This is a genomic window from Ruegeria sp. BC2 (assembly GCF_056539245.1).
Window position 1 is genome coordinate 474,148 of the sequence record NZ_JBQFUQ010000002.1, and the last position, 20,933, is coordinate 495,080.

Genomic DNA, 20,933 nt, shown 5'->3' on the forward strand with positions numbered 1-20,933 from the left:
CCGGTTACCCGTTAGTTGCGCTTGTCATCGTCCAGGTCTTCGAACTCGGCATCGACGATGTCGTCATCTCCGGGACCCGCATCCGCGGCTGCCGGTTCGTCGCTGGCCTCTTCGGACTGCGCCTTGTAGATCGCCTCGCCCAGTTTCATGGCCGCTTCGGTCACGTTCTGGATGCCGGCCTTGATCTTGTCGGCATTGTCCGACTCGACCTCGTCCTTGAGGGCCGCCAACGCCAGTTCGATGGCCTCGATGGTCGACGGATCGACCTTTTCGCCATGCTCCTCGATCGATTTCTCGGTCGCGTGGATCAGGCTTTCGGCCTGGTTCTTGGCTTCGACCAGTTCCTTGCGTTTGCGGTCGGCTTCGGCGTTTTCCTCGGCGTCCTTGACCATCTTCTCGATGTCTTCTTCCGACAGTCCGCCCGAGGCCTGGATCGTGATCTTCTGTTCCTTGCCGGTGCCTTTGTCCTTGGCCGAAACCGAGACAATGCCGTTGGCGTCGATGTCGAAGGTCACCTCGATCTGAGGCATGCCGCGCGGGGCCGGTGGAATGTCTTCAAGGTTGAACTGGCCCAGGATCTTGTTGTCCGCAGCCATTTCACGCTCACCCTGGAACACCCGGATGGTCACGGCGTTCTGGTTGTCCTCGGCGGTCGAGAAGACCTGGGACTTCTTGGTCGGGATCGTGGTGTTGCGGTCGATCAGGCGGGTGAACACGCCGCCCAGGGTTTCGATGCCCAGCGACAGCGGGGTCACGTCCAGCAGGACCACGTCCTTGACGTCGCCTTGCAGAACACCTGCCTGAATGGCGGCGCCCATGGCCACGACTTCGTCCGGGTTCACGCCTTTGTGCGGCTCCTTGCCGAAGAACTTGGTCACCTCTTCGATGACTTTCGGCATCCGGGTCATACCTCCGACCAGAACCACCTCATCCACGTCGCTGGCCGAGATGCCGGCGTCTTTCAAAGCGGCCTGGCAGGGCTTCAGCGACTTCTTGATCAGGTCGCCGACCAGCGATTCCAGCTTGGCACGGGTCAGCTTCATGACCATGTGCAGCGGCTGGCCGTTCGCGCCCATCGAGATAAACGGCTGGTTGATCTCGGTCTGGGTGGTCGAGCTGAGCTCGATCTTGGCCTTCTCTGCGGCTTCTTTCAGACGCTGCAGCGCCATCTTGTCCTGGCTCAGGTCGACACCGTGTTCCTTTTTGAACTCGTCGGCCAGGTAGTTGACGATGCGCATGTCAAAGTCTTCACCACCCAGGAACGTATCGCCGTTGGTCGATTTGACCTCGAACAGGCCGTCGTCGATTTCCAGGATGGTCACGTCGAAGGTACCACCGCCAAGGTCATAGACCGCGATGGTCTGGCTGTCCTGCTTGTCCAGGCCATAGGCCAGCGCGGCGGCAGTCGGTTCGTTGATGATCCGCAGCACTTCCAGACCGGCGATCTTGCCGGCGTCCTTGGTGGCCTGACGCTGGGCATCGTTGAAATAGGCCGGAACGGTGATCACGGCCTGCGTGACTTCTTCACCCAGGTAGCTTTCGGCGGTTTCTTTCATCTTGCCGAGGATGAAGGCCGAGATCTGGCTTGGGGAGTATTTCTGCCCGCGGGCCTCGACCCAAGCGTCGCCGTTGCCGCCATCGACGATGGCGTAGGGCACCATTTTCTTGTCCTTCTGGACTTCTGCGTCATCCACACGACGCCCGATCAAGCGCTTGACGCCAAAAATCGTGTTGTCGGGGTTGGTGACCGCCTGGCGTTTCGCCGGCTGCCCGACCAGTCGCTCGTCTTCGGTGAAGGCGACGATCGAGGGCGTGGTCCGCGCCCCTTCCGCGTTTTCGATGACCTTCGGTTGCGCGCCGTCCATGATCGCTACGCACGAGTTGGTGGTCCCAAGGTCAATCCCGATTACTTTTCCCATTTTTCGATCCCTTTCTTTTCAAGGCGATGTCCCGAGGCCGGAACCCGTTACGGCATCCCTGCCCCGATCTGCTCGGCGCGACAGGTCTACACCATCGCGCGTCCCGGCGTATATAAGGGCGAGGCCTGAGGCCTGCAAGCGTTGTGAAATGCAGGTTTTCGGGAATTTTGGGCCTTTTTCGGCAAGGATTTCAAAAGGAATGAGGTTTCTGTCATGACGCGCCTGAATTTACGGGGGTTCGACATCCGAAAAGGCCATCTGGACGGCGCCGCTCAGCGGCAGATCATCGAGCTTCTGCGGCCGATTCTGAAAGCCGCTCCGCTGTTTCATCCCAGCACCGCTTCGGGGCGCAAGATGTCGGTGCGCATGACGTCTGCCGGAACGTTGGGCTGGGTGTCGGACGGGGCCGGATACCGGTACCAGGACGCGCACCCCAAGGGCATGGCGTGGCCGGCCATTCCGGACCCGATCCTGTCGATCTGGCGCGACCTTGCCGGAACCTCTCGAGACCCCGATTGCTGTCTGATCAACTATTACGGCGAAAGCGCAAAGATGGGGATGCACCAGGACAAGGACGAGGCCGATTTCTCGTGGCCGGTCCTGTCGGTTTCGCTGGGCGATGACGCCTTGTTCCGGATCGGCAACACGACCCGCGGCGGTAAGACCGAATCCGTCTGGCTGAGCTCCGGCGACGTGGTCGTCATGGGCGGTCCCGCCCGGTTGGCCTATCACGGCATCGACCGGATCCGGTTCGGCTCTTCGCGCCTGCTGCCCAAAGGGGGCCGGATCAACCTGACGCTGCGCGTGGCAACCTAACGGCGCGCATCCCAGCTTTTTGAGATGTGCTTGCGGGTAAAGAACTCTCCCAGCAACCCGATCATCATCAGCGCGATACCGACCCACAGCGCATATTCCCAGCTGGAGTTGCGCGGAAAGTAGTTGCGAAACACGAAACCGCGGCACTGATCGATCACGTGAAACAACGGGTTCCAGGCGAACATGGCCAGCATCCATCCGCCCAGCGCATTGCCTACGAACATCTTGCCCGAGAAGATCATGTTCATCCGGCGATAGACATTGCTCAGTATGGTGGAGGTCTGCGGCATCCACGGCTTGAGCGCCATGAAGACCAGACCGACCGCGCAGCCGGTGTACCACGCAAGGATCAGCATGGCGAACGCACCGCCCGGGTCCTGCATCTCGATCGGATTGACCGCAACGCTGTAGACGAACAGGATCACCAGGATTGAAACGACCTGCGTGTACAAGGTTCCGAAGGCCGCGGCCAAAAGCAGAACCATCATGTTCATCGGCGAATGCAGCATCATGGGATTGTTGGTGCCCCCAAGCCCCGCGATCGCACCGACGGACTTGATGTGCGTCATGAAAAGAAAGATGCCGGAAAGGATGTACAGGATGAACTCACCCCGGATCTTGGCCACCCGTCCGCCCAGAAACGACATGATGAAATAGAACACGGTCGCCATCAAAACGACCTGGACGATGTTCATCATGATGGCGATTACGGCGTTGGAATGCTGCGAACGGATGTTGCGGACCACGGCGTGAAACACCAGTTCCGCAAGGTTGAATGCCCCACCCACAAGGCTGCTGCTTCGCTTGTAATAGAACACTTGAACGCTCTTTCCCGGTTTTGTTCCGCCAGCGTGGCACGAATTCCTTGCCGTTCCGTATCCGGCACAGCATAAGTTCGTCAGGTTTTCGGATCAACAAACCATGAAAACGGAGCATTTTTGTGACCTATGACGACCTCATCCCCGTGATCAGACGCCTGGCCCTGGAAGCGGGCGACAAGATCATGGAGATCTACGATGCCGATGATTTTGACGTGAAGGTCAAGTCCGATTCCAGCCCCGTGACCGAAGCCGACGAAGCTGCCGATGCCCTGATCTCGGCCGGGCTGCGCGCCGCCTTCCCCGACATCCTGCTGGTGACCGAGGAACAGGCCGCATCGCACAGCAAGCAGGGCGACACCTTTCTGATCGTCGATCCGCTGGACGGCACCAAGGAATTCATCAACCGACGTGGCGATTTCACCGTGAACATCGCGCTGGTCGAAAACGGCGTGCCCACCCGCGGCGTGGTCTATGCCCCGGCCCGCGGGCGCATGTTCTATACCCTGGCCGATGGCCGCTCGGCCGAGGAAACTGGCGCCCTGGACAAGGACAAACCGGGCGAAGTGACCCCGATTTCAGTCTCTGATCCTGACAATTCGGCGCTTTTGGTGGTGGCTTCGAAATCGCATCGCGACCAGGCTACGGATGACTACATCAACAAATACCAGGTCAAAGACAGCAAGTCGGCGGGCTCCTCGCTGAAATTCTGCCTTGTGGCCACGGGCGAGGCCGACCTCTACCCGCGTGTCGGCCGCACGATGGAGTGGGACACTGCCGCAGGCCACGCGGTTCTGGCCGGTGCCGGGGGCCATGTGGTGCGTTTCGACGACCACACGCCGCTGACCTACGGCAAGGAGGGCTATGCCAACCCGTTCTTCATCGCCTATGCCCCCGGCGTCGAACTCAAGGAGGCCTGATGTCGGTTCTGATCGCGATCCCCGCCCGCTATGCCTCGACCCGCTATCCGGGCAAACCGCTGGTGCCGCTGACCGGCGCAACGGGAAAGCCCATGACCCTGATCGAAAGGTCCTGGCGCGCGGCCATGTCGGTCTCAGACGTCGACCGGGTGGTGGTGGCCACCGATGACGACCGCATCCGCGCCGCGGCCGAGGGCTTTGGCGCCGAGGTGGTGATGACCTCGGAAAGCTGCGCCAACGGCACCGAACGCTGCGCCGAGGCGCATGACAGGCTGGGCGGCGGCTACGAGATCGTGGTCAACCTGCAGGGCGACGCCCCCCTGACCCCGCATTGGTTCATCGAGGATCTGGTCAATGGCCTGCGCGCCGCGCCCGAGGCCGGCGTGGCCACGCCGGTGCTGCGGTGCGACGGCGAGGCGCTGAACGGGCTGCTGAACGACCGCAGGCATGGCCGGGTCGGCGGCACCACCGCCGTCTTCGCGACCGATCACAGCGCGCTCTATTTCTCGAAGGAAGTGATCCCCTTCACCGCCGAAACCTATGCCGGGTCGGATCCGACGCCGGTGTTCCACCATGTGGGCGTCTATGCCTACCGCCCCGACGCGCTGGCCGCCTATCCGGGCTGGCCGGTCGGACCGCTGGAACGACTCGAGGGGCTGGAACAGCTGCGATTCATGGAAAACGGGCGCAAGGTTCTGTGTGTAGAGGTCGAGGCCAAAGGCCGTCAGTTCTGGGAGTTGAACAATCCGCAGGACGTAGCCAGGATCGAAAGCATGATGGCCGCGATGGGGTTGGAATAGGCGCAAATTCCCCGTTCCGCGCGGGCGGCCGGGCAGCTAATCCATGACGGGCAGACATTCGGCAGGACCACGGATGACAAACATACTCGTGACCGGCGGCGCCGGATATATCGGATCCCATGCCTGCAAGGCGCTGGCGAAAGCGGGCTATGTGCCCGTGACCTATGACAACCTTGTCACCGGCTGGCAGGATGCGGTGAAATTCGGCCCGTTCGAACAGGGCGATCTTCTGGACCGCGCGCGGCTAGACCAGGTCTTTGCCAAGTACCAACCGGCGGCGGTGATGCATTTCGCCGCGCTCAGCCAGGTCGGCGAAGCCATGAGCGAGCCGGGCCGGTACTGGCGCAACAACGTCACCGGATCGCTGAACCTGATTGAGGCGGCTGTGGCCGCCGGCTGCCTGGACTTCGTGTTCTCGTCCACCTGTGCAACCTATGGCGACCACGACAACGTGGTGCTGGACGAAACCACGCCGCAACACCCGCTGAACGCCTATGGCGCCTCCAAACGCGCGATCGAGGACATCTTGCGCGATTTCGAACAGGCGCACGGGCTGAACCACGTGATCTTTCGCTATTTCAACGTGGCCGGTGCCGACCCTGACGGCGACGTGGGCGAGTTCCACCGCCCCGAGACCCATCTGGTTCCGCTGTTGTTGGACGCGATCGACGGGAAGCGCGACGCTCTGACCGTCTATGGCACCGATTACGACACGCCCGACGGCACCTGCATCCGCGACTATGTCCATGTCTGCGACCTGGTGGATGCGCACGTGCTGGGCCTGCGCTGGCTGGAACAGGGCAAGGGCAGCCGAGTGTTCAACCTGGGCACCGGCACCGGGTTTTCGGTGAAAGAGGTGATCGCGCAATCGCACAGCGTGACCAATCGCGAGGTGCCCTTCATCACCGGTCCGCGCCGGCCGGGCGACTGCACCAAGCTGGTGTCAGGCTCGACCCGGGCCGAGGCCGAACTGGGCTGGCGGCCCAAACGGTCGCGGCTGGAAGTGATGATCGCCGATGCCTGGCGCTGGCATCAGAATGGCCATTACGAAAAGTGATCATGCCATGGGCGCCGCGCACCACCATGACGAAAACGCCCTGGGCTGGGTTCGCAGATACCGTCTGCGCCTGAAGCGCAAGCGTTTGCTGTGGCGGTCCTTCCGCAGCCGCCACGCGTTGACGCCGGTGTCGGACAAGACCCGGCTGATCGCGCCCACCGACATTCTGGCCTTTACCACCCTGCGCAACGAGATCGAGCGCCTGCCCTGGTTCCTGCGCCACTATCGCCGGCTGGGGGTCGATCATTTCTTGATGGTCGACAACGGCAGCGATGACGGTTCGACCACCTATCTGCTGAACCAGCCGGACGTGTCGCTGTGGCAAACGCAGGCCAGCTATCGCGAGGCTCGGTTCGGGCTGGACTGGCTGACTTGGTTGCAGATGCGGCATGGCCATGGTCATTGGACGCTGATGGTGGATGCGGACGAACTGCTGATCTATGCCCATCACGACGGCCGCGACCTGCACGATCTGACGGGATGGCTGGACCAAATCGGACAGCCGGCCTTTGGCGCGCTGATGCTTGATCTATACCCGAAAGGCCCGTTGGGCGCGGCGCCCTATGATCCCGAGACCGACCCGACCGAAACTTTGAACTGGTTCGATTCCGGCCCTTACAGGGCCCGCCGGCAAGAGCCGCTGGGAAACCTGTGGGTGCAAGGCGGCGTTCGCGAACGCGCCTTCTTTGCCGATTGCCCGGACCGGTCTCCGACCCTGAACAAGATTCCGTTGGTGAAGTGGGACCGTCGCTATGCCTTCGTGAACTCCTGTCACTCGGCCCTGCCCCGACACCTGAATTTTGCCTATGGCGGGCCTTCCGGGCAAACCCCCTCGGGCGTCCTGTTGCACACGAAATTCCTGCCGCAAGTCGTCGAGAAGTCGCGCATCGAAAAACAAAGGCGCCAGCATTTTCATGATCCCGACCAATTCGGGCCATACTATGATGGCATCATTGCCGGGCCCGACCTTTGGACTCCACAATCAGAACGGTATTCAGGCTGGGCGCATCTGCAGAGCCTTGGACTGCTGTCAGCGGGCGGGTGGACGTGAACGGGGAATCCTGTGCCTCAAAAACCCATGCTTGGCTAACGGCTTTTAAATACATTGCTTCGCAAGGTGCGAAAATGTCATAAAACGTTAGTGTCCGGCTCCCGTCTGACCAAATGCGGACCCCGGGCATGCTCGCGTATTACAAGAAGGTTGGGCAGCGCGTGAGCCTTTTGGATTCTTACCGGATGAGACTGCGGCGCAAGCGCCGTCTTGTGCGCTGCATCCGCCGAAGACGCGATCTGCGCACCGTCCGCAACAACACCCGGCAGATCCGGTCCGGTGATGTTCTGCTGATGAGCGTCGTGCGCAACGAAAAGATCCGCCTGCCCTATTTTCTGGACTATTACCGCAAGCTGGGCGTCCGGCATTTCCTGTTCGTCGACAATGACAGCACGGATGGCACGCTGGACTATCTCAAGGCGCAGCCCGATGTCTCGGTCTGGTATACGAATGCCAGCTATCGCCGTTCTACATTCGGGATCGACTGGTCCAACTACTTGCTGCGGAAATACGCCCATGGACACTGGGTCCTGACCGTAGATCCGGACGAGTTCCTGATCTATCCGTTCTGCGACACACGTCCCATCGACGCGCTGACCGACTGGCTGGACGGCACCGGGGTGCGCAGTTTCGGGACGATGCTGCTGGACATGTATCCCGAGGGGCCGATACAGGACGCCACCTATCACGAGGGGCAGGACCCGTTCGAGATTGCCGCATGGTTCGACTCGGGCAACTACATGATCACCAAGAACCCGGCCTACGGAAACCTGTGGATCCAGGGCGGGCCACGGGCAAGGGTTTTCTTTCAGGACAAGCCCGCGAAAGCGCCCGCGCTTAACAAGATCCCTCTGGTCAAGTGGGATCGGCGCTATGTCTATGTCAGCTCGACCCATGCGCTGCTGCCGCGCGGCCTGAACCAGGTCTACGACGAGTGGGGCGGCGAGAAAACCAGCGGCGCATTGCTGCATGCCAAGCTGATCAACACGCTGGGTGACAAAGCCCGCGAAGAACTGCAGCGCGGTGAACACTACCGCGCGTCCGGCGAATACAGGGCCTATGTCGACCAGTTGGAGAGCAAACCGGTTTTCTGGTGCAAATGGTCCGAGAAATACATCAATTGGCGCCAACTTGAGATTCTGGGTCTGATGTCCAAAGGGAACTGGGCATGAGCGGGACCCTGGGCATCGTGATGCTGGTCCACACTGCGCTGGACCGGGCTGAGCAGGTTGCCCGGCACTGGACCGCGGCAGGTTGTCCGGTGGTCATCCACGTCGACCGCAAGGTCGACCCGGCCGTGTTCAAAGACTTTGTCGCAGCCTGCGGGGATGATCCGCTGATCCTGTTCTGCGACCGCCAGGTCTGCGAGTGGGGCGGCTGGGGCATCGTTGCCGCTTCGCAATCGGCCGCGACGCTGATGCTGGAGCGCTTTCCCGACACACGCCATGTCTTTCTGTCATCCGGCTCTTGCCTGCCATTGCGCCCGGTTCAGGACCTGATCGATTACCTGAGCGACCGGCCCCGCGTGGATTTCATTGAAAGCGCCACCACCGCCGATGTCAGCTGGACCGTGGGCGGGCTGGACCTCGAACGTTTTACCCTGCGGTTTCCCTTCTCGTGGCGCAAACACCGCAAGCTGTTTGACCGCTTCGTCAAGCTTCAGCGCGCGGTCGGATATCGACGGACAATCCCCAACGGGCTGATCCCGCATATGGGCAGCCAGTGGTGGTGCCTGACCCGGCAGACCCTGACCGCGATCCTCCAGGATCCCAAGCGAGAGGTCTATGATCGATATTTCCGGCATGTCTGGATCCCCGACGAAAGCTATTTCCAGACGCTGGCGCGGCTCTATTCCACCCAGATCGAAAGCCGATCGCTGACCCTGTCGAAGTTCGACTATCAGGGCCGCCCGCACATCTTCTATGACGATCACCTGCAGTTGCTGCGCCGATCCGATTGCTTCGTCGCCCGCAAGATCTGGCCGCGCGCCGAACGGCTGTATCAGGCGTTTCTGAACGATCAGTCCCTCGACGGAAAACCCGCCGAGCCAAATCCCGGCAAGATCGACCGCGTTTTCTCCAAAGCGGTCGAGCGTCGTACCCGCGGCCGCGACGGCCTGTACATGCAAAGCCGTTTTCCCCGCCATGGCAGCGAAAACGGCCTGACCGCGTTTCCTTACTCCGTGTTTCAGGGTTTTTCCGAGTTGTTTGAGGGCTTTGAAAGCTGGCTGGGCAATGCGTCAGGCGCCCGCGTCCATGGGCATCTTTTCAACCCCAAGCGTGCCGAATTCGCCGAAGGAGAGACTATCCTGAACGGGTCCCTCAGCGACAACGCCATTTTGCGCGACTACAATCCGACGGCGTTTCTGTCGAACCTGATCTGGAACACCCGGGGCGAACGCCAGTGCTTTCAATTCGGACCCGCTGACACCCAGAAGATCAATTGGTTTCTGGCGAGAGACAAGAACGCACAGGTCTGCGTGGTCACCGGGGCCTGGGCTGTTCCGCTGTTTCGGTCGAACATGAATTTCGCCGACATCCGCTCCGAAGCGGCCCGCCTGCAAAAGATCGAGACCGAACAGCTTGAGGTGCTCGATTCCGTGTGGACCAAAGCGCGCGTGCATGTTTGGTCAATGGCCGAATTCGTCGAATCTCCGATGGAACATCTGCAAACCGTTCTTGAGGAGATGGGCGCGACGCAGCCCAGCCATCTGATCGAGGCGCCGACGATGGTTGATCTGTCCGGGTTTGGAAAGTTCCTGCAAAACCTCAAGAACCAGGGAATGCACCCTCACCTGATGGGCGACTTTCCTGCCGACGATGTATTCGGTAATCAGACCCGCCCGTATCGCAAGCCCTACTTGGTGCAATGACCCCGCATGCCGACCGACTTTGACTATTTCATCATTCTTGCCGAAATGCGCACCGGGTCGAACCTGCTGGAGGCAAATTTGAGTGCGTTGGACGGCGTGCAGTGTCATGGCGAGGCGTTCAATCCGCACTTCATCGGATACCCGAAAGCAACCGAAGTTCTGGGATTTTCACTGGAAGACAGGGATGCTGCGCCGGACCGCCTGATCGAAGCGATGCGTTCCGCGCCGGAGGGTCTGCACGGGTTCCGGTTTTTTCACTCGCACGACCCGCGGGCCCTGGCGATGGCGCTGAACGATCCGCGCTGCGCAAAGATCATTCTCAACCGCAACCCGTTGGACAGCTACATCTCGCTCAAGATTGCGCGGGAGACCCAACAGTGGATGCTGACCAACGTGAAACGCAGGCGCGCCACCAAGGTTGCGTTTGATGGGGACGAGTTTCGGGACTACGTGGATGAGCAGCAGGCGTTTCAGCTGAGTTTAGTCAATCAGCTGCAAAAAACTGGCCAGACCGCATTTTACATCGGTTACGAGGATCTGACCCAACTGGATGTTCTGAACGGACTGGCGGCATGGCTGGGGGTTGAGGCGCGTCTGGATCAACTGGCCCCGGATCTCAAACCTCAGAACCCGGAACCGGCTTTGTCAAAGGTGACCAATCCCGAAGCCATGGATGCGGCCCTTGCGGCGCTGGACCGGTTCAACCTGCACCGAACGCCGAACTTCGAACCACGACGGGGGCCTGCCGTTTCGCGTCATATCGCGGCCGCGGAAACGCCGCTGATGTATCTGCCGATCCGTGGTGGACCGGAACAGATCGTGGTTCAATGGATGTCCGAACTGGATGGCGGCGAGCTGATCACCGACCGAAACCAGAAACAGGTGCGCCGCTGGATGAAGGCGCATCCGGGTCACCGGAAATTCACGGTCCTGCGACACCCGTTGGTGCGGGCACATTCGGTGTTTTGCGAACGGATCCTGGGCACCGGGCCCGGCGCATATGCCGGAATCCGCAACCGGCTGCGCAACGGGTTCAAGTTGCGGATCCCGGGCCAGGTGCGCGATGGGAACTATTCGCTCGAGCAGCACTATCAGGCGTTTTCGGGGTTTCTTGAGTTTCTGCAGCTGAATCTTTCTGGCCAGACCCCGATCCGGGTCGACGGGCTGTGGTGCACGCAGGCCCGCATGCTGGAGGGGATTGCGGGCTTTGCCCTGCCCGATCTCATACTGCGCGAAGAAGAGATGGCCACCGCGCTACCGAATCTGGCCCGCGGCCTGGGGCACAATGCCCCGCCGAAGCCCGGCGTGCCCGCGCCGGACCAGCCCTATTCGTTGGATCAGATCTACGATGACAAGCTCGAAGCGCTGGCCGAGGAAACCTATCAGCGCGATTATCTACAGTTCGGATTCGGGAAATGGCGGCCTATCAGGGACGCACGGTGATCAACGTACCTTCGTTCACCATCGCATAGATCTCTTCGATCTCTTCGTTCTTGACGGCGATGCAGCCAGCGGTCCAATCCGGCGTCTTCTTCGCGCGCTTGAACTCCTTGCGCAGGTTCGGTTGGCCGTGAATGAAAATGTCTCCACCCGGGTCAAAGCCCATCGCCTTTGCCTTGGCGATATCCTGGCTGTTGGGATAGGAAATCCCCAGCGACAGGTGATATCGGCTGCGAGGGTTGCGGCGGTCGATCAGGTAGGTGCCCTCGGGTGTGCGACCGTCTCCGCGCTTGACCTTTGTGCCGCTTGGAGCGAACCCAAGCTCGACATCATACTCGCGCAAGATCTGCTCGTGATGCAGCAGGTACATCTTGCGCGCGCCCTTGTTCACCACGATGGACGTCACCTCGGGTCCGTTGTAGGTCAAAAACCGGGGGCCCGCACTTCCACAAGCCGAAAGGCTCAGTGTTGCCAGTGCACCCAATCCAAATGCTCGACGATCCATGATTTCACTGCCTGCTCGTTTTTTCGCATAATGCCAAAATCCGGCAGAAACGGAAATCACTTTTTGCTGTTCATATGCTCGGTCAGGCGGCGTTCGATCGACTCCAGCCGGTCCAGCACCTCGTCCCGATAGGCATCCGTCTTGACTTCATCCTCGGCGTGGTGGGCATCCTGCATCGAATTCACGATCAGACCGACCAGCAGGTTCACGACCGCAAAGGTCGTGACCATGATGAAGGGCACAAAGAACAGCCAGGCGTAGGGATAGACCTCCATCACCGGGCGGACAATGCCCATCGACCAGCTTTCCAGCGTCATGATCTGGAACAGGGTATAGGCCGACAGACCCAGATCACCGAACCACTCCGGAAAGCTGTCCGAGAACAGTTTGGTCGAGATCACCGCGCCGATATAGAACAGGATCGCCATCAACAGGAACACGCTTGCCATGCCCGGCAAGGCCGAGATGAAGCCCTCGACCACCCGGCGCAGACGTGGCGCAACCGAGATCACCCGCAGCACCCGCAGAATCCGCAGCGCACGCAACACCGAAAGACCCGCACCGCCGGGCACCAAGGCGATGCCGACGATCACGAAATCGAAGATGTTCCAACCATTGAGAAAGAAACGGCGCCCGTTGGCCACCAGTTTCATTGCGATCTCGGCCACGAAGATGGTCAGGCAGATGGTGTCGAGCAGCACGATCGCCGGCCCGAATTTGGCCATCAGGCCGTCCGAGGTTTCCATGCCCAGCAGAACCGCGTTCACCAAGATGACGCCGGTGATGAATTGCGAAAACCGCGGGTTTTCGACAAAGGCCTGCAGGCGCTGCCGGATCGTCATGCGAAGGGTCTCCTGTCGGATCATGGATTCTCTGCCAGTTTGAAGCTGCCCACCAGTTCGCTGTGGGATGACCATCGAAATTGGTCAACCACTTGGACCCATTCAAGGGCATAGCCCGCCTGAACCAGAATTTTTGCATCCCGCGCGAAGGTCACAGGGTTGCAGGACACATAGGCAATGACCGGACGGCGGGCCTCAGCCAGCTCGGCCACCTGGGCCTCGGCGCCGGCGCGCGGCGGGTCCAGAACCACGGCGTCAAAACGGCGCAGCTCGTCCGGCATCAAGGGGCGGCGGAACAGGTCGCGCGCTTCGGTCGTGACCTGTTTCAATCCCGTGGACTTGCGCCAGCCCTGATCCAGCGCACGGGTCATGTCGGCCGCGCCTTCAACGGCATGAACCTCGGCCCGTTGCGCCAGCGGCAACGAGAACGTGCCGCAGCCCGCGAACAGATCAACCACTCGTTTGGCCGGGCCAACAATCTCCAAAACCGCCTGTGTTAGAGCCTGTTCTCCGTCTTTCGTGGCCTGAAGGAAGGCCCCCGGCGGCGGGACCACCGTCGCCAGACCGAACCGCTGTGCGGGTGGGTTGCGCATGGCGATCACCTCGCCATCCCAGGCCAGCCGCGCCAGCCCGTGCTTCTCAGTCGCCTGCGCAAGCGCCAGTTCCAGCGGGCCATCCAGCGGCTTGCCGCCCTGCACCGCCACGTCCAGTCCGGCTTCGGACAGGGTCAGGGTGACCGACAACACGCCCTTGCGGCTGCCGCCCAGTTCGGCCAGCGTCTTGGCCACGGGGATGGCGGCAGTCAGAGCCGGGTCCAGCAGCTGGCAATCCGGAATCTCGGTGATCACGTCCGAGGCGCGCCCGTGGAACCCCGCCAGCGCGCCGTTCTTGGTGCGGCGCACAGCGACGGTGGCGCGGCGACGCGACTGCGGTGGCGACGTCAGGATCGGGCGCATCTCGGCCTGCAGCCCCTGAGCGGCCAAGGCGGTACGCACCACCTCGACCTTCCAGTCGGCCACGAAGGTGTCCGAGGCGTGCTGCAACTGACAACCGCCACAGCTTTTGTAGTGGCGGCAGGGCGGCTTGACCCGATCGTCCGACGGCGTCAGCACCTTGATATCGGTCAGCACCGAGCCGTCCAGCGCGCCGCTGACCCGCTCGCCGGGCAGCGTTCGGGGGGCATAGACCGGGCCCTCGGCGATGCCGTCGCCCTGATGCCCGAGGCGGAGAATGGTGTATTCCTGCGTCATGGCCTGCCTGATAGCCGGGCTGATGCGCCAACAAAACCCTTATTCGGCGGCCTCGGTCTGGATGAACCCGCCCGACTGGCGGTGCCAGAACCGCGCATACAACCCGCCCTGCGCCAGCAGAGTGTCATGCGGCCCGCTTTCCACGATGCGCCCGTGATCCAGAACGATAATCCGGTCCATCTCGCTGAGGGTGGACAGGCGGTGGGCGATGGCCAGAACGGTCTTGCCCTCCATCACCCGGTGCAGCGCGGTCTGGATCGCGGCCTCGACTTCGGAATCGAGCGCCGAGGTGGCTTCGTCCAGCACGAGGATCGGCGCGTCCTTCAGGATCGCGCGGGCCAACGCGATGCGCTGACGCTGACCGCCGCTCAGCTTGACGCCACGCTCGCCCAGATGCGCGTCATAGCCCTTGCGCCCCTGCCCGTCCTGCAGATCGAGGATGAAATCATGCGCCTCGGCCTTTTTGGCCGCGGCGATCATCTGGTCTTCGGAGGCATCGGGCCGGCCGTACAGGATATTGTCGCGGGCCGAGCGGTTGAACATCGCGGTTTCCTGCGTGACCATGCCGATCTGGCGGCGCAGGCTGTCCTGCGTGACGCGGGAGATGTCCTGCCCGTCGATCAGAATTTGCCCATTTTCCCGGTCATAGAGCCTGAGAAGCAGCGAAACCAGAGTGGACTTCCCCGCCCCCGAGGCGCCGACGATTCCCAGTTTTTCCCCCGGCTGCACCGTCAATGTCAGGTCCGAGACCCCGCCCACGTCGCGACCATAGGCAAAGCTGACATCGCGAAACTCGATCCGGCCTTCAGGCACCGTCAGCTCGGTGGCGTCCGGCGCATCCTCGACCCGGTCGGGTCGCGCCAGGGTTTTCATGCCGTTCTCGATCTCGCCCACATGGGCGTAGATCCCCATCAGGGTGAAGCTGACCCAGCCCGTCATCTGCGCGATGCGGATCGAAATGGCGCCCGCCGCCACAATATCCCCGGTGGTCGCCGACCCCGCCTGCCACAGCCACAGCGTCGCGCCCAACAGCAGGACCGGCAGAAGCCCCGCCAGTGTCATCAGGATGAACCGGAAACTGGCCGACAGTTTGCCAAAGGCCAGCGACTTGTCACGCAGCACAACCATCGAGTCGCGCGCGGCCTGATCCTCGAACTCGGAATGGGCAAACAGCTTGACGGTCTTGATGTTGGTGATCGTGTCCACCACCTGCCCCGACACCATCGCCCGCGCCCCGGCGCGCGCGGCCGAGCGCGTGCGGATGCGCGGCAGATACCAGCGCACCAGCAGGAAATACACCGCCAGCCAGGCCACGAAGGGCAGCATGACGAGGGGATGAATAGACCCTAACAAAAGCAAAGAGCCCACAAGCGAGGCCAAGGCAAAGACAATGGCGCTGATGGTTTCGGACACGACCGAGGTCAGCGCATTGGCCGTCTGCATCTGTTTCTGGGCAATCCGTCCGGCAAAATCGTCGTCGAAATAGGTGACCGACTGGCCCAGCGTCCAGCGGTTCAGCTTGGCCAGCACCAGCGGCGGGATGTTGGGCATGACGATATAGTTGTTCGACACCGAGGACAGCCCGAACAACAGCGGCCGGATCAGCATGAAGAACGCCACGGCACCCAGGATCATCCACAGGTTTCGCGGGGTCAGAAAGTTCTCGGGGCCGCTTGCGGTCGCCATGTCGATCACCCAGCCCAGAATCCAGGCGGTTCCGGCCTCCATTGCACCTGCCAGCGCCGAAAACAGCGCGGCGGCGAACAACATGGGCCAGGCCCCTGTCAGGCACCAGCGAATGAACGCCCCCAGCCTTTGCGGCGGGGGCGTCTGGGTGGGTTCAAATGGTTTGATCAGGTCTGCGACCGTCATTCTGCTGCCTCGTCCGCGGCCTCGGGGTTCATGAAGCCGCCAGATTGGCGCGCCCAGAACTGGGCGTAAAGACCGCCCTGCTCCAGAAGATCGGCATGGGTGCCTTCCTCGACGATCCGGCCTCCGTCCATCACCAGGATCCGGTCCATCTGGGCGATGGTGCTGAGCCGGTGCGCGATGGCGATCACGGTCTTGCCCTGCATCATGCCGTACAGCGTCTCCTGGATTGCGGCTTCGACCTCGGAATCTAGGGCGGATGTGGCCTCGTCCAACAACAAGATCGGCGCGTCCTTCAGGATCACCCGCGCCAGCGTCACCCGCTGCCGTTGCCCGCCGCTCAGCTTGACGCCGCGCTCGCCCACATGGGCGTCATAGCCGGTGCGGCCCTGCGGGTCCTGCAGGTCGAGGATGAAGTCATGCGCCTCGGCCTGTTTGGCGGCGGCGATCATCTGCTCTTTGGTGGCATCGGGACGGCCATACAGGATGTTGTCGCGCACCGAGCGGTGCAGCAGCGCGCTGTCCTGCTGAACCATGCCGATATTGCGGCGCAGGCTGTCCTGGGTGACAGTGCGGATGTCCTGCCCGTCGATCAGGATCGCACCGCTTTCCACGTCGTAGAACCGCAAAAGCAGCTTGACCAAGGTCGACTTCCCGGCCCCGGACCGCCCGATCAGCCCGACCTTTTCGCCCGGCTGGATGGTCAGATTGACATGATCCAGCCCGCCGGTCTCGCGGCCGTAGTGGTGCGACAGGTCGCGGATCTCGATCCGGCCGTCGGTCAGCTGCAGCGGCTTGGCGCCCGGCGCATCCAGCAGGTCGACGGGCTGGGCGATGGTCTCCATCCCCTCGGCCACGACGCCCAGCTGGCGAAAGAAGCTGGTCAGTGCCCACATGATCCAGCCGGTCATGGCATTCAGCCGCAGCGTCAACGCGGTGGCCGCCGCCACCACCCCGACCGAGGCGCTGCCCTGCATCCACAGGTAAATGGCCCAGCCGACCACACCGATGATCAGCACGCCGTTCAGCGCGACCAGAACGGCATCCATGATGGTGAAGATGCGCATTTCGGTCTGGAAGGTGCGCCGGGTCTCTTCGATCGCTTCACGCGCATAATCCAGCTCCTGCTGGGCATGGGCGAACATCTTTACCGAGTGAATGTTGGTATAGCTGTCGACCACCCGGCCCGTCACCGTGGACCGCGCATCGGACGCGGCCTGCGATGCCGGTCCCACCCGCTGCACCGTCCAACGCACCAGCAGCGCATAGAGCGCGAACCAGATCAGCAGCGGCAGCAGCAGGCGCGGATCGGCGGCCATCAGCAGGATCGCCGCGCCGATCAGATAGGCCAGAGAGAACGAAATCGCATCGAACACCTGGAACACCACCTCGCCCGCGGCGGGCGGGGTCTGCATGATGCGGTTGGCGATGCGCCCGGCAAAATCATTCTCGAACCAGCCGACCGACTGGCGCAAAACGTGCTTGTGCGCCCGCCAGCGAATGAGCGTTCCGAAATTGGGCAGGATCGCGTTGTTCAGCAACAGCACGTCCAGCACATGCAGGATCGGGCGCAGGAACAGGATGAACAGCGCGACCAGAACCAGCTCGGTCCCGTGGGCCTGCCAGACCTCGGACGGTGATCCGCCCAGCAGGTCGACGACCCGGCCCATATAATAGATCAGCCCGATCTCGACCGCGGCCACGATGATTGACATCAGCGCGGCCCAGAAGAAGACGCGCCGAAAAGGGCGGGAATAATCCAGCATGAAGGGCCACAGCCGCGTCGGCGGCTTGTCCACCTCTTCATAGGCAACAAAAGGGTCTACGAGGTTTTCGAAATAGCGAAACATGGAGGTGCTCCGATTGAGCAGGAAAATTGAAAATGCGAAAGCAGATGGCGCCAAAACACCACCCGTACGGGTCAGGTGTTCTGGCTTTAGCCGAACCAGATCCCGTAATACATTCGCAGTCCTCCATCCATGTGACAGGCGCACCCTATCCGGAAACCCAAGGCCTTGTCATCCCCTTTTGAGACTTCCCGTCAAACTTGCAGCAGCGCGTCCCGGTCCAGCGTGAAATCCGAGGCGATCCAGCGGCTCTCCAGTTCGGCCAGTTTCGCGCCCAGCGCAGGGCCGGAGTAACGCCCGAGCAGATCGGCGGCCCTGACCGGGAAGGTCGCCGACGCCCCTTTTTCAACGGCCGCGCCCGTCTCAGCCGTCCAGGGCTGTTCCAGAAAGGCGCAGCGCAGCAGGGCCGCGTCCTGTCCGTCTGGCTGTCCCAGCCGATACCCCAATTCGGCCGCCCCGGCACCGCCCTGCGCCCCGTCCCGGATCCGGGTCAGGCGGGCAAGTTGCGCCTTGCTGAGGCGCAGGGTCCCGGCAACCTCGGGCGCAGCGATGGCTGCCAGACGGCGCAGCGCGTCGGGGGCAAGCCCGGCCTGTGATTCAAGATGGATCAGGATCGGCAGCGCCCGATCGTCGGCGCCGGGCAGCAGATGCGCCAGAACGCCGATGCTGCGCATGGCCGCCACTGATGGGGCCGGATCGGGCGCGGCCAGCAGTTTCAGCATCTCGGCTCCGACCCGCTCGCGCGACAGCCGGTCGAGCCCGTCCAGATCGGCCGCAATCGCCGCCAGAGCATCCGGGTCCATCCCGGCCTGCGCATCGCCATACCAGGCGTGAAACCGGAAATACCGCAACGAGCGCAGATAGTCCTCGCGGATGCGATCTTGGGCCGCACCGATGAACCGCACGCGCCGCGCCTGCAGGTCGGGCAGGCCGCCCAGCGGATCCAGAATGGTGCCGTCGGGGCGGGCATAGAGCGCGTTCATCGTAAAATCGCGACGGGCCGCGTCCTCTTCCACCTGGTCCGAAAAGGCCACGACCGCACGCCGCCCGTCGGTTTCGACGTCGCGGCGAAAGGTGGTGATTTCATGAGGTATGCCGTCGCTGACCACGGTCACGGTGCCATGATCAATCCCCGTCGGAACCGCCTTCAACCCGTCCCGTTCAGCCAGGTCCATCACCTGTTGCGGGCGGGCATCGGTGGCGATGTCGAGATCCGAGACCGGGGCCCCCAGCAGCGCATTGCGGACGCAACCCCCAACGAACAGCGCCAGCGCGCCGCCCTCGGTCAGCGCCGCACACACGTTCTGCGTGGCCGGGTTCGTGATCCAGTCTTCGGTGATCCGCATCATTCGTTCATCCGTGCCGCCAACCCGCGCAACATGCGGGCCGTGGCGCCCCAGATGTAGTAGGGGCCAAAGGGCACCGCGAAGTAATACCGCCGTGTTCCGCGCCAGATGCGCGATTCAACCACATAATTCGCAGGGTTCAGCACATGCGCAAGAGGAACCGAAAATACTTCGTCAACCTCGCCCGGTTCGGCCACCGGGTCAAAGCCGCGCTCCAGAACCGCCACCACCGGTGTCACGGCGAATGACGTGACGGTTTCATGCACCGGCAAGGTACCCAGAATGCGTGGCAGGTCCGGCGGCAGGCCGATCTCCTCCTGCGCCTCGCGCAGGGCGGTGGCGGTCACATCCGCATCGGTGTCGTCCTGTTTGCCACCCGGAAAGGCGATCTGCCCCGGATGGTGTTTCAGGGCCGAAGACCGCTTGGTCAGGATCAGGCGCGGATCGTCGCGGGCCAGGTCCACGGCGATCAGAACACCCGCGGGGCGCAGCTTGCGCCCCGCAGGCAGAACCGTCCCGGGATTGAGGTCGAAGTCGCTGGACCCGTCACCGGGACGGGCCAGCGCCGCGCTCAGACGCGGGATCAGGTCAGCCGGCATCCGGATCTTCTGCCTCGAACCCGACGGATTTCGGATCCAGCACGTAATGCGCGCCGCAGAACTGGCAGTCGGCGGTCACGGTGCCTTCATCCGTGGTCATCTTCTCGATGTCCTGGGCCGAGTAGATCGACAGGCTTTGACGCACGCGGTCCTCGGAGCAGGTGCAGCCGAACTGCACCGACTGGGCCTCGTACACGCGGGGCTGTTCCTCGTGGAACAGGCGCACCAGCAGATCGGTCGGCGCCACGGATGGTCCGATCATTTCCAGATCCTCGACCGTGTCCAGAAGTATGTTGACCCGACCCCAGTTCTCTTCTTCCTGACCATCGACCAGATCGGCGGCTGTCAGAACTTCGCCCGTACCCTCGCCGCTGGCGACAAACGGAGACGCCTTTGGCATGTGCTGCAGCATGATGCCGCCGGCGCGCCAGCGTTCGCCCACACCCGGCTCGGTCGACCGGCCAAAGCTGAGCGAGAAGCGGGTCGGCAGCTGTTCGGACTGCGCGAAATACGCCTCGGCACAGGCGCTGAGCGATCCTCCGGCCAGCGGCGTGATCCCCTGATAGGGTTGCGTCCCCTTGCCCTGGTCGATCAGGATCGCAAAGTATCCCTCGCCCACCTGATCAAAGGGCGCACCTTCGGTCAGACGGTCGCGGTCAAAGCTGGCATAGGCCCTGATCTGCGCGGGCTGACCCTCTTCGCGCGGGGCGTAATAGTCAGTGGCGATCATCCGCACGGGCCCCTTGGACTGAACCTGCAGCGACAGCTTCCAGCGCAGCGCGACGGTCTGGCCGATCAGCGCGGTCAGCAAGGCCATCTCGGCCACCAGCGCCTCGACCTGCGCGGGGTAGTTGTGCTGCTTCAGGATGCCGTCCAGCACCCCGTCCAGCCGGGCCACGCGGCCACGCATATCCGATACATCAAGTTGAAAGGGCAGGACGGTATCGTCCCACGCGATTTTCGTTCCAAGAGACATGGGGTT

General features: G+C 62.4%; 18 protein-coding genes. 8 read left to right on the plus strand and 10 right to left on the minus strand.

Annotation, left to right across the window (positions count from 1 at the left end):
• Window positions 1-11 precede the first annotated feature (11 nt).
• Window positions 12-1,919 (minus strand): molecular chaperone DnaK, encoded by a 1,908-nt coding sequence (gene dnaK / locus ACR0CU_RS12655; RefSeq protein ID WP_170447255.1) that lies wholly within the window; start codon window positions 1,917-1,919, stop codon window positions 12-14.
• A gap of 213 nt (window positions 1,920-2,132) precedes the next feature.
• Between dnaK and ACR0CU_RS12660 the strand changes: the two genes are divergently transcribed.
• Window positions 2,133-2,735 (plus strand): alpha-ketoglutarate-dependent dioxygenase AlkB family protein, encoded by a 603-nt coding sequence (locus ACR0CU_RS12660; protein ID WP_170447253.1) that lies wholly within the window; start codon window positions 2,133-2,135, stop codon window positions 2,733-2,735.
• Here ACR0CU_RS12660 and ACR0CU_RS12665 read toward each other — a convergent pair.
• Window positions 2,732-3,553 (minus strand): ABC transporter permease, encoded by an 822-nt coding sequence (locus ACR0CU_RS12665; protein ID WP_093963926.1) that lies wholly within the window; start codon window positions 3,551-3,553, stop codon window positions 2,732-2,734. The two genes, ACR0CU_RS12660 and ACR0CU_RS12665, sit on opposite strands and share 4 nt — an antisense overlap.
• Window positions 3,554-3,675: 122 nt before the next feature.
• On the opposite strand from ACR0CU_RS12665, the gene cysQ reads away from it, so the two are divergent.
• The 7 genes from cysQ to ACR0CU_RS12700 all read left to right on the plus strand — a co-directional run bounded on the left by cysQ (window position 3,676) and on the right by ACR0CU_RS12700 (window position 11,696).
• The gene (gene cysQ, locus ACR0CU_RS12670) at window positions 3,676-4,473 is read left to right on the plus strand and encodes a 3'(2'),5'-bisphosphate nucleotidase CysQ (RefSeq protein WP_170361150.1); all 798 of its coding nucleotides are present in this window, start codon (window positions 3,676-3,678) and stop codon (window positions 4,471-4,473) included.
• Window positions 4,473-5,273 carry a 3-deoxy-manno-octulosonate cytidylyltransferase family protein gene (locus tag ACR0CU_RS12675; protein WP_170361148.1) on the plus strand — a complete coding sequence of 267 codons (801 nt, stop codon included), beginning with the start codon at window positions 4,473-4,475 and terminating at the stop codon, window positions 5,271-5,273. The genes cysQ and ACR0CU_RS12675 overlap by 1 nt, the downstream gene beginning before the upstream one ends.
• Before the next feature lie 73 nt (window positions 5,274-5,346).
• Entirely contained in the window at window positions 5,347-6,330 is a 984-nt protein-coding gene (gene galE / locus ACR0CU_RS12680) for a UDP-glucose 4-epimerase GalE (protein WP_170447251.1), read from the plus strand.
• Window positions 6,331-6,337: 7 nt separating this feature from the next.
• Window positions 6,338-7,381 (plus strand): glycosyltransferase family 2 protein, encoded by a 1,044-nt coding sequence (locus ACR0CU_RS12685; protein ID WP_170447821.1) that lies wholly within the window; start codon window positions 6,338-6,340, stop codon window positions 7,379-7,381.
• A gap of 185 nt (window positions 7,382-7,566) precedes the next feature.
• The gene (locus tag ACR0CU_RS12690; protein WP_093963921.1) at window positions 7,567-8,553 is read left to right on the plus strand and encodes a glycosyltransferase family 2 protein; all 987 of its coding nucleotides are present in this window, start codon (window positions 7,567-7,569) and stop codon (window positions 8,551-8,553) included.
• Entirely contained in the window at window positions 8,550-10,253 is a 1,704-nt protein-coding gene (locus ACR0CU_RS12695; protein ID WP_170447249.1) for a DUF5927 domain-containing protein, read from the plus strand. The genes ACR0CU_RS12690 and ACR0CU_RS12695 overlap by 4 nt, the downstream gene beginning before the upstream one ends.
• Before the next feature lie 6 nt (window positions 10,254-10,259).
• Window positions 10,260-11,696, plus strand: coding sequence for a nodulation protein NodH (locus tag ACR0CU_RS12700; RefSeq protein WP_170447247.1), 1,437 nt, complete (start codon window positions 10,260-10,262; stop codon window positions 11,694-11,696).
• Here the strand turns inward: ACR0CU_RS12700 and ACR0CU_RS12705 are convergent.
• The 8 genes from ACR0CU_RS12705 to hslO form a co-directional block, all read right to left on the minus strand.
• Window positions 11,680-12,198 carry a L,D-transpeptidase family protein gene (locus tag ACR0CU_RS12705; protein WP_093963918.1) on the minus strand — a complete coding sequence of 173 codons (519 nt, stop codon included), beginning with the start codon at window positions 12,196-12,198 and terminating at the stop codon, window positions 11,680-11,682. The genes ACR0CU_RS12700 and ACR0CU_RS12705 overlap by 17 nt on opposite strands.
• 56 nt (window positions 12,199-12,254) lie before the next feature.
• Window positions 12,255-13,040 (minus strand): ion transporter, encoded by a 786-nt coding sequence (locus ACR0CU_RS12710; RefSeq protein ID WP_170370378.1) that lies wholly within the window; start codon window positions 13,038-13,040, stop codon window positions 12,255-12,257.
• Window positions 13,041-13,060: 20 nt separating this feature from the next.
• Complete coding sequence (locus ACR0CU_RS12715; RefSeq protein WP_170447245.1) at window positions 13,061-14,290, minus strand: class I SAM-dependent RNA methyltransferase; 1,230 nt, start codon at window positions 14,288-14,290, stop codon at window positions 13,061-13,063.
• 39 nt (window positions 14,291-14,329) lie between these two features.
• Entirely contained in the window at window positions 14,330-16,162 is a 1,833-nt protein-coding gene (locus ACR0CU_RS12720; protein ID WP_170447243.1) for an ABC transporter ATP-binding protein, read from the minus strand.
• A complete protein-coding gene (locus ACR0CU_RS12725; RefSeq protein ID WP_170447240.1) occupies window positions 16,159-18,009 on the minus strand; it encodes an ABC transporter ATP-binding protein in 1,851 nt (616 codons plus the stop codon). Before ACR0CU_RS12725 ends, ACR0CU_RS12720 begins: the two co-directional genes overlap by 4 nt.
• Window positions 18,010-18,200: 191 nt before the next feature.
• Entirely contained in the window at window positions 18,201-19,352 is a 1,152-nt protein-coding gene (locus ACR0CU_RS12730) for a CCA tRNA nucleotidyltransferase (RefSeq protein ID WP_170447819.1), read from the minus strand.
• Window positions 19,352-19,951, minus strand: coding sequence for a CoA pyrophosphatase (locus ACR0CU_RS12735; protein WP_170364380.1), 600 nt, complete (start codon window positions 19,949-19,951; stop codon window positions 19,352-19,354). Before ACR0CU_RS12735 ends, ACR0CU_RS12730 begins: the two co-directional genes overlap by 1 nt.
• A complete protein-coding gene (hslO, locus tag ACR0CU_RS12740; protein ID WP_093963913.1) occupies window positions 19,941-20,927 on the minus strand; it encodes an Hsp33 family molecular chaperone HslO in 987 nt (328 codons plus the stop codon). The genes ACR0CU_RS12735 and hslO overlap by 11 nt, the downstream gene beginning before the upstream one ends.
• Window positions 20,928-20,933: the final 6 nt, after the last annotated feature.